Origin of the sequence: Bradyrhizobium sp., from assembly GCF_035309285.1 — a bacterium.
Classification (GTDB): domain Bacteria; phylum Pseudomonadota; class Alphaproteobacteria; order Rhizobiales; family Xanthobacteraceae; genus Bradyrhizobium.
The window spans coordinates 48,030-56,502 of the sequence record NZ_DATGFH010000174.1 but is presented as its reverse complement, the minus strand read 5'-3'; the positions used below and the strand labels follow the sequence as shown (position 1 = coordinate 56,502).

Below are 8,473 nucleotides of genomic sequence, written 5' to 3'. Positions count from 1 at the left end.
CCATTGCAGCATAGTCCGCTCGAGGATCATGCCGAAAATGCCGACCACGATCGGCGCGACGAGCAGCGCCCACCAATAGCCGAGCCCGGTCAGGTTGAGCAGGAAGTAGGCGCAGAACGCGCCCATCATATAGAGCGCGCCATGAGCGAAATTGATGATGTTGAGCATGCCGAAGATCACGGCAAGCCCGAGACTGAGCAGCGCGTAGAACGAGCCGTTGATCAGTCCCACCAATAGCTGCGCGTAGAGGGCTTGCATCTCATCTCTCTCTTTTTCAGACGCCGAGATAGGTGTGCAGCTTGTCCATATTGGCCTGCAGCTCGGAGTTGGCGAAACCGTCGATGATCTTGCCGTGCTCGACGATGTAATAGCGGTCGGCGACGGTGGCCGCGAAACGGAAGTTCTGCTCGACCAGAAGGATGGTAAAGCCCTCCTTCTTCAGCCGCGCAATGGTGTGGCCGATCTGCTGGATGATGACGGGCGCCAATCCCTCGGTCGGCTCGTCCAGCATCAGGAAGGTCGCGCCGGTGCGCAGGATGCGCGCGATCGCCAGCATCTGCTGCTCGCCGCCGGAGAGCTTTGTGCCCTGGCTCTTCAGCCGCTCCTTGAGATTCGGGAACAGGTCGAAGATCTGGTCGAGCGTGAGCCCGCCGCTCTGCTTCACCACCGGCGGCAGCATCAGGTTTTCGCGGACATCGAGGCTTGCAAAGATGCCGCGCTCCTCCGGGCAGAAAGCGATGCCCATACGCGCGATCCGGTCGGAGGACGCGCGGATGATCTCCTTGCCGCCAAAGCCGATCGAGCCGGTGCGCTTTCCGATAATGCCCATGATCGACTTCAGCGTCGTGGTCTTGCCGGCGCCGTTGCGCCCGAGCAGGGTCACGACCTCGCCGGCATTCACGTCGAAATCGATGCCGTGGAGGATGTGCGATTCACCGTACCAGGCTTCGAGATTGCGGACGCTGAGCACCGGTTTCGTGGCGGTTACGGCTGCGGGCGCTTGGGCCATGTTCACCTCAGGCATGACCGGCCCCCAGATAAGCTTCCTTGACCCGCTCGTCCCTGGAGAGATCGGCGTAGTTGCCCTGTGCCAGCACCTGGCCGCGGGTCAAGACCGTGATGATGTCGGAGAGATTGGCGACGACGCTCAAATTATGCTCGACCATCAGGATGGTGTATTTCGCCGAGATGCGCTTGATCAGGGCCGCGATCTTGTCGATGTCCTCGTGGCCCATGCCGGCCATCGGCTCATCCAGCAGCATCATTTCCGGATCGAGCGCGAGCGTGGTCGCGATCTCAAGCGCGCGCTTGCGCCCATAGGGCATCTCGACCGCTGGCGTATTGGCAAACTCGCTCAGGCCCACATCGTTCAGAAGCTCCAGCGCGCGGTTGTTGAAGCGGTTCAGCACCGTTTTGGAACGCCAGAAATCGAAGGACGAGCCGTGCTGGCGCTGCAGCGCGACGCGCACGTTCTCAAGCGCCGTGAGGTGCGGGAACACCGCCGAGATCTGGAACGATCGCACGAGCCCGAGGCGGGCGACATCGGCCGGCGCCATCGCCGTGATGTCCTGCCCCTTGTAATGGATGCTGCCCGCGGTCGGCTGCAGGAACTTGGTCAGCAGGTTGAAGCACGTCGTTTTCCCGGCCCCGTTCGGACCGATCAACGCGTGAATGCTGCCACGGCGGACCTTCAGCGCCACATCGCGAACGGCGAAGAATCCCGCGAATTCCTTGGTCAATCCGTGGGTTTCTAGAATGAACTCGTCAGCCAAACAAACTTCCCCCTGCCAGCCCTCCGCGGAACGCTGCTCCGCGTCGCCAGCTTCTTATCCCGATCGGCAGGCCTAACAAATGCTTTCAAGAGTCTCGAAAACCGTCCCGGATTGCCGCCTTCGGGGCCGGAATATGCCGTCATTGCATCGCATTAGGCAAGGCGGAAAGCTTGGGGATCTCTGCCTCCGAACCGCGCTCTTGCATTGGCCGTTAGTCGAATGATTGCAACGGCCTGGCAGCCGCCCTTCGCCCACCCTGTGAGTTAGCCAAGATGGGTGGAAACGTCCGTTAACGCTGTTCCGCCCGCCCGCGGGTCCTTCATCAAAAATTTCCCTCTCGGATCGATGGTAGGCGGGTTTTGAGGATGCCGGGAGCTACCTTGGAGTTCGAGAGCGCCACACCGTCGATCGTCAAGTCGATCAAGCAGCGTGATCTCCTGAACACGTGGCTGCGGCTTTACGCGCGTGCGCAATCGCTGCCACGCATCGCGGACTATCAGCCCGAGCGGTTCGAAGACGAGCTACCCGACCTCGTCTTCTATACCGTCGACATCACGACGACCCCGCCGCGCCTGACCATCGAGAGCGACGGCACGCGGATGTCACACGCCTACGGACACACCGGCAAAGGCAAGTTGCTCGAGGACTATGTCGGTCCACGCCTCGCCCCGTTTGTGGTGCCGGTCTATTCCGAGTGCCTGCGCCGCAAGCTGCCGGTCTATACCATTTCCAATATCGACGACATCTACGGGCGGATCGTTGCTTATGAACGGCTGCTGATGCCGTTCTCGGATGGCGGCGAGATCACTCATGTCCTTGCCTCACTGAAGACGATCAGCGAAGACGGTGGCTTCGAGATCAGGAACCTGATGCGCGGCAATGATTCCCTGCCGACGCTGAAGCTGCGTTGCGTCATCGACCGCGACCTGTTTCATCGCCCCCGCCGCCGCATCGAGCCCGGCGACGTCATCGAGTTCGTTTGAGCGATGGAGCCTGGAAGCGCCGACCCTGCGTCGTCAGGTCGATCCGGCAAGTCGTGCTTTCGCCCTAGGCCTTCACTTCCTTCGCATAGATATCCGGCCTGAAGCCGACCAGCCGCTTCTTGCCGAGGTCGAGCACGGGCCGCTTGATCATCGAGGGCTGTGCGAGCATCAACGCCAGCGCCTTTCTCTCGGTGACGCCTTCCTTGTCAGCGTCGGGTAGCTTCTTGAAGGTGGTGCCGGCGCGGTTGAGCAGCGCCTCCCAGCCAAGCTCGTCGCTCCAGGCTTTCAGCCGGTCCTTGTCGATGCCGGCACTCTTGTAGTCATGGAAGTCGTACCTCACGCCATGGCCGTCCAGCCAGGCGCGCGCCTTCTTCATGGTGTCGCAGTTCTTGATTCCATAGATGGTGATGGTCATTGTCGAAAACGCCTCCGCGCCGCCAAGCAATAGAGCATGATCTGGAAAAGTGTGAAGCGGTTTTCCGAAGAAGATCAGAATGGCCGATGGTGTTCGGCCAGCCCCTGTCCCGACGTGTCATGGCCCACACCCAGCCTCGGCTGGCCGATCCAAAACCGGTTCAGGGAGCGAATCGCCAGCGAAGGGCGCTCGATCCCCCTCAGGCGCGCTTGCGCTTCCTGATAAGGACCGACCATGCGCAGGAGATCAGGCAGCAGCGGGTAGGCGCGCCGCAACCATCTCCGCGCCCGCGCCGCGCTGGCCTGTTCGTCATCGGCAAAAGGCAATTCGAACGCCGGGCGCAACCGTGCGGGCAACAGCTCCGCGGTTAGCGCGCGATACCAGCGCGGCGGCGCGATCCGGGTGGCTGCGCCGGAGAAAATCTGCCGGGCGATGTCGCGGGCCTGCGGGATGACGCTGAGCACGTCGGATTCCACCATCCCCCGGCAATAGCCCGTAAAGCCCGCCCAATCGGGAGACAGAGCTTCGCGGGGAATGCCAAACAGGCCCGCGTAGAGCCGTGCTTCCGCCCAATAGCGTTCGCGCTCCTCAGGGGCGAGCGGCGGTAGCACCAGATCGTGCGCGAGCACGGCCGTCTCGACCAGGGTGGCGTGGACCCACTGCAGCGCTGCGGCGTCATTGGCGTAATAGGCCGAGCCTGCGGCGAATGGTCCGGCCGCAATAGGCAGAACCCCGGTCACCGCCTCATGACGCTGAAACAGCCGACGCGCAGCGGCCAGCGCCTGATCGCGCGTGCCGAACACCATCGTGAACATCATCCGAAAGGTGCGGTGGAAACGTCCGAGCGGGTCGGCAAAGACCCGGGACTGATCCGCAATCGCCGCGGCCACCCAGGGATGCGCCAATTGCAGCAGCAAGGCGCGTCCGGCGCCGAAGAAGATCGCGGCCTCGCGGTCGACGCGCCAGGTCACGGAGCTCGGACCAAACAGCCCTTCGCGCGCGCCCGCCGCATTGGCGCGGACGAGATCGAGACTGCGTTCGAGGTCGGCTGCGGATACGCGCACGGCGCTCATATCTCACCTGCTGCCGGACAACCGCTTACGCCGCTGCGCCCGGCTCCAGCGCTTCGCCGAGCTGAACCGGATGTGCCATGGCCTTATGCAGTGCGTCCTTGTCGAGCTCGCCCTCGGACAGGCTGATCACCACGCAGGCGACGCCGTTGCCGATCAGATTGGTCAGCGCGCGGCATTCGCTCATGAACTTGTCGATGCCGATCAGGATCGCGATCGACTGGATCGGAATGTCGGGCACGATCGCGAGCGTCGCAGCAAGTGTGATGAAGCCGGCGCCGGTGACGCCCGAGGCGCCCTTGGAGGTGATGATGGCGATCCCGAGGATGCCGAGCTCCTGCCAGATCGTCAGATGGGTGTTGGTCGCCTGCGCCAGGAACAGCGTCGCCAGCGTCATGTAGATATTGGTGCCGTCGAGATTGAAGCTGTAGCCGGTTGGGATGACGAGGCCGACCACCGGACGCGACGCGCCGAGATGCTCCATCTTCTGGATCATCTGGGGCAGCACGGTCTCCGACGACGAGGTGCCGAGCACGATCAGCAGCTCATCCTTGATATAGGCGATGAAGCGGATGATCGAGAAGCCGGACAGGCGCGCGATCGCGCCGAGCACGATCAGCACGAAGAGAATGCTGGTGAGATAGAAGGTCGCGATCAGCGCGACCAGGTTCCACAACGAGCCGAGGCCGTAGGCGCCGACCGTGAACGCCATCGCGCCGAAAGCGCCGATCGGCGCGACCCGCACGACCATGCGGATGATGCCGAAGAACACTTTGGCAGCCTGTTCGACGGCGTAGGCGATCGGCTCGCCGGCCCTGCCGAGGTAGGCGATCGCGAAGCCGGACAGGATCGAGATCAGCAGCACCTGCAGAAGATCGCCGCGCGCAAGCGCGCCGAAATAGCTGTCGGGGATGATCGCCATCAGATGAGGAATGATGCCCTCTTGCTTGGCCTTGGTCACATAGGTCGCGACCGAGTTTGGATCGATCGTCGCGGGGTCGATGTTGAAGCCCGCGCCGGGCTGCAGGATCTTGCCGACGATCAGGCCAACGAGCAGAGCCACGGTGGAGACCACCTCGAAGTAGATCAGCGCTTTCAGGCCGACCCGGCCGACGCGCTTCAAGTCGCCCATCGAGGAAATGCCGTGCACAACCGTGCAGAAGATCACCGGCGCGATCATCATCTTGATCAGCGCGATGAAGGCGTCGCCGAGCGGCTTGAGCTGCTTGCCAAGCTTGGGGTCGAGATACCCGATCAGGACGCCGAGAAAGATCGCGATCAGGACCTGGATGTAAAGGATCGAGTACCAGGGTTTGCGATGAGTGGCGGGTCTGACCAAGTCTGTTGCCATGGCGCACTCCTGGACAGCGACAAAATTTGCCGACGTCATCATGGGTCAGCGCGGCCTCGGCGACAACCGGAATTTCTTCCGCTTCACGGCCGCAGGATTCGGCCTTGCACGGCCTGCCACTCAGGTCAGAATTGTAGCGGCCATTGCGCAAGGTGCGTGTGACCTTGCGCGCTGCAGATGAGCACGACACTCCGGACGGTCCAGCCAATCGGCCCGATCGGATTTTCCTCCACGGCGCGATCAGCGAAGAGCAGCGTGACATGCGGCGTGAAGTCCCGCCGCCCAAGAAAACGTATTCCCCTTTTCGACATGGCGGCAGCGAGCGACCACCTGAAGGATTTCAGTTCGCTCAATCCAGTGGCACCCGCCAGCACAAACGGCCGGCTCCCCGGCCGACCACGAAAGCTCATCGTCCGATCGAACGACACGTCGAATGGCTTGGCCTTCGCCTCGGCGACGGCTTCGCAGGCCTTCTCAATCAAGCATTGCGGCAGACCGCTGAGCGTGAACAGTGTCACGTGCAAACGATCGTGCGCAGTCAGTTGGCCCCGGAATTGGTGGGCACGCTTGAGTATCGCTGCCATCCGATGAATTTTCGCCGAGGTATCCACATCAGGAAGGACCGCGAGAAACAGCCTGCTGGTTTGACTTGCACCGGAATACATCTTGAGATAGAACAAATCATGAACATGGAGATCTGTAAAGGGTCCACGCGTTGCAAATATCTATTCGGTGAAGATTCGAGACGCGCGCGCGATCGGTTGACGTCAGCGACACGCGCCGAGCCCTCTACGGGCGCTTCGGGATACTCAGCCCGCGCTGCACCGCTGGCCGCGTCAAGCCGCGCTCCAGCCAGGCGGGGACATTCTTCAGCGTGTCGAAGGCGACGAGGTCGCGCGCCTCGTAGAAGCCGATGATGTTGCGCACCCAGCCGAGCATGGAGATGTCGGCGATGGTGTACTCGTCGTCCATGAACCACTGCCGTCCGGCAAGATGCACCTCCATCACCCCTAGCAGCCGCTTCGCCTCGTTGACGTAACGCTGCAGCGGCCGCTTGTCTTCGTAGTCTTTGCCGGCGAATTTGTTGAAGAAGCCGACCTGGCCGAACATCGGCCCGATCCCGCCCATCTGGAAATGCAGCCACTGGATGGTCTGCCAGCGCCGTGCCGCGTCGGCTGGCAGGAGTTTCCCGGTCTTCTCGGCGAGGTACTGCAGGATCGCACCCGATTCGAACAGCGGCAGCGGCTTGCCGGAAGGACCATCGGGATCGATGATAGCCGGAATCTTTCCGTTCGGATTGAGCGAGAGGAATTCCGGCGTGGTCTGGTCGTTCTTGTTGAAGTCGACCAGATGCACCTCGTACGGCAGCCCGATCTCCTCCAGCATGATCGAGACTTTGACGCCGTTCGGCGTCGGCAGCGAGTAGAGCTGCAGGCGGTCGGGATTCTTTGCAGGCCAGCGTTTGGTGATGGGAAATTTGGAGAGATCGGGCATTGCGTTCCGTATCTGTGGTTGGCGTTGTCGCCCGCTCAATTTATGGCGATCCATGGGTGTGGCAAGGGACGACAAGCAGGAGCGACAAGCGCCGGAGGTGAGCTCCCGTCAACGGAACGAGACGAACGACACCCAGTTCGGCTTCTTGCCGACCGGCGTGGATTGCAAGAATTTCAGCGCGCCGCTCGCGGGGTCGATCATATAGACGCTCATGGCGTTCGAGAGCTCGCCGACCGCGATCAGCACATGGCCGGATGGATCGACCGCAAAGCCGCGCGGCTGTTTCTCGGTCGGTGCGCTTCCGAGCGGCGTGAGGTGACCGCTCTCGGCATCGACCCGGAAGGCGCGGATCGTGCTCGTGGTCCGCTCCGACGCATAGACGAAGCGCCCGTCCGGCGTTAGATGGATATCGGCAGCCCACGGCTTGGCGCTCGATCCCTCCGGCAGCGCGCTCGCCTGCTGTATCTGCTGCCAGGTGCCATGCGCGGCGTCATAGGAAAAGACCAGGAGCGCTGCACTCAGCTCATTGACGAGATAGACGAACTTCCCATTGGGGTGAAACACGAAGTGCCGGGGTCCGTTCTTCGCACCGACCTTGATTGTGGCCGGATCGTTCGGCGTCAACGTTCCCGTCGCGGCGTCGAAGCGGAAGCTCAGGATCTGGTCCGATCCGAGATTGGTCGCGAACACGAAACGATTGTCCGGCGATGGCAGGAAGGCATGCGCATTCAGGCCGGTCGGGATCACCTGCTTCGGCGCACCGACGATGCCGTCCGCACCAATCGGATTGAGCCCGACCTTGTTGCCGCCATAGGAAGCGCTGAATAGAAACTTTCCGGTATGATCGGTTGCGATGTTGGCCATGCTGTCAGCGAGCGGGCCACGCCCGCGATAGGTGAGATGGCCGCTTTTGGCATCGATGGCAAAGCTCAGAACCGTATAGGGCTCGGAACGGACACCCGCAAACAGCAACTTCTGATCGGGACTCACCGCAAGCGGCGTTGATGCTCCCGGCTTTTCGACGCCTGGGAAAGGCGCCATCTCCACCGCCTTGACCGCGCCAGACGCGGGCTCGACATGGAAAACACTGATGTCGTTGCTGTCGGCGTTGCCGATGTAGGCAAAGGTGTCAGCGGATGCGCCGCGAGATGACAGCGCGGCGATCAATGCGATCCACGCGATGGCGAAGAGCGATCTGGACATCGTTTTCCTCCCGTTGAATGGAGACGCCGCTTTGCCGCGGCCACAATTGAAGGCGATCGTAGAAAGTCCAAGGCCGCCCGGCCATCTCATTGTGGGCATCGATCGATGCTTCCCGTGCATTGATCGATGCGGCATTTCGGCTACACGCGCGTCGGCTCGCGCGACGTCACAAAATTTTCTTCACC

10 protein-coding genes are annotated in these 8,473 nt (G+C 62.0%); 1 reads left to right on the top strand and 9 read right to left on the bottom strand.

Annotated elements, in window-relative coordinates; translation table 11 throughout:
• The 3 genes from VKR55_RS31845 to VKR55_RS31835 form a co-directional block, all read right to left on the bottom strand.
• The coding region (locus VKR55_RS31845) for an ABC transporter permease subunit (protein ID WP_414642511.1) at window positions 1-258 on the bottom strand (258 nt) is incomplete at its 3' end.
• A 16-nt stretch (window positions 259-274) separates the two neighbouring features.
• On the bottom strand, window positions 275-1,024 hold the full coding sequence (locus VKR55_RS31840; protein ID WP_324409370.1) for an ABC transporter ATP-binding protein: 750 nt from the start codon (window positions 1,022-1,024) through the stop codon (window positions 275-277).
• Window positions 1,017-1,772: an ABC transporter ATP-binding protein gene (locus VKR55_RS31835; RefSeq protein WP_324409369.1), complete on the bottom strand. Its 756-nt coding sequence runs from the start codon at window positions 1,770-1,772 to the stop codon at window positions 1,017-1,019. The genes VKR55_RS31840 and VKR55_RS31835 overlap by 8 nt, the downstream gene beginning before the upstream one ends.
• Window positions 1,773-2,152: 380 nt before the next feature.
• Here VKR55_RS31835 and VKR55_RS31830 point away from each other — a divergent pair, with 380 nt between their 5' ends.
• The gene (locus VKR55_RS31830) at window positions 2,153-2,755 is read left to right on the top strand and encodes a PAS domain-containing protein (protein WP_324409368.1); all 603 of its coding nucleotides are present in this window, start codon (window positions 2,153-2,155) and stop codon (window positions 2,753-2,755) included.
• 64 nt (window positions 2,756-2,819) lie between these two features.
• On the opposite strand, the gene VKR55_RS31825 is transcribed toward VKR55_RS31830, so the two are convergent.
• The 6 genes from VKR55_RS31825 to VKR55_RS31800 all read right to left on the bottom strand — a co-directional run bounded on the left by VKR55_RS31825 (window position 2,820) and on the right by VKR55_RS31800 (window position 8,288).
• On the bottom strand, window positions 2,820-3,170 hold the full coding sequence (locus VKR55_RS31825) for an ArsC family reductase (RefSeq protein ID WP_324409367.1): 351 nt from the start codon (window positions 3,168-3,170) through the stop codon (window positions 2,820-2,822).
• Window positions 3,171-3,244: 74 nt separating this feature from the next.
• Entirely contained in the window at window positions 3,245-4,243 is a 999-nt protein-coding gene (locus VKR55_RS31820; protein ID WP_324409366.1) for an oxygenase MpaB family protein, read from the bottom strand.
• A gap of 25 nt (window positions 4,244-4,268) precedes the next feature.
• Window positions 4,269-5,591: a dicarboxylate/amino acid:cation symporter gene (locus VKR55_RS31815; protein WP_324409365.1), complete on the bottom strand. Its 1,323-nt coding sequence runs from the start codon at window positions 5,589-5,591 to the stop codon at window positions 4,269-4,271.
• Between the two features lie 125 nt (window positions 5,592-5,716).
• The gene (locus tag VKR55_RS31810; RefSeq protein WP_324409364.1) at window positions 5,717-6,271 is read right to left on the bottom strand and encodes a 2'-5' RNA ligase family protein; all 555 of its coding nucleotides are present in this window, start codon (window positions 6,269-6,271) and stop codon (window positions 5,717-5,719) included.
• 109 nt (window positions 6,272-6,380) lie between these two features.
• Complete coding sequence (locus VKR55_RS31805) at window positions 6,381-7,085, bottom strand: glutathione S-transferase family protein (RefSeq protein WP_324409363.1); 705 nt, start codon at window positions 7,083-7,085, stop codon at window positions 6,381-6,383.
• 108 nt (window positions 7,086-7,193) lie between these two features.
• A complete protein-coding gene (locus tag VKR55_RS31800) occupies window positions 7,194-8,288 on the bottom strand; it encodes a lactonase family protein (RefSeq protein ID WP_324409362.1) in 1,095 nt (364 codons plus the stop codon).
• Window positions 8,289-8,473: the final 185 nt, after the last annotated feature.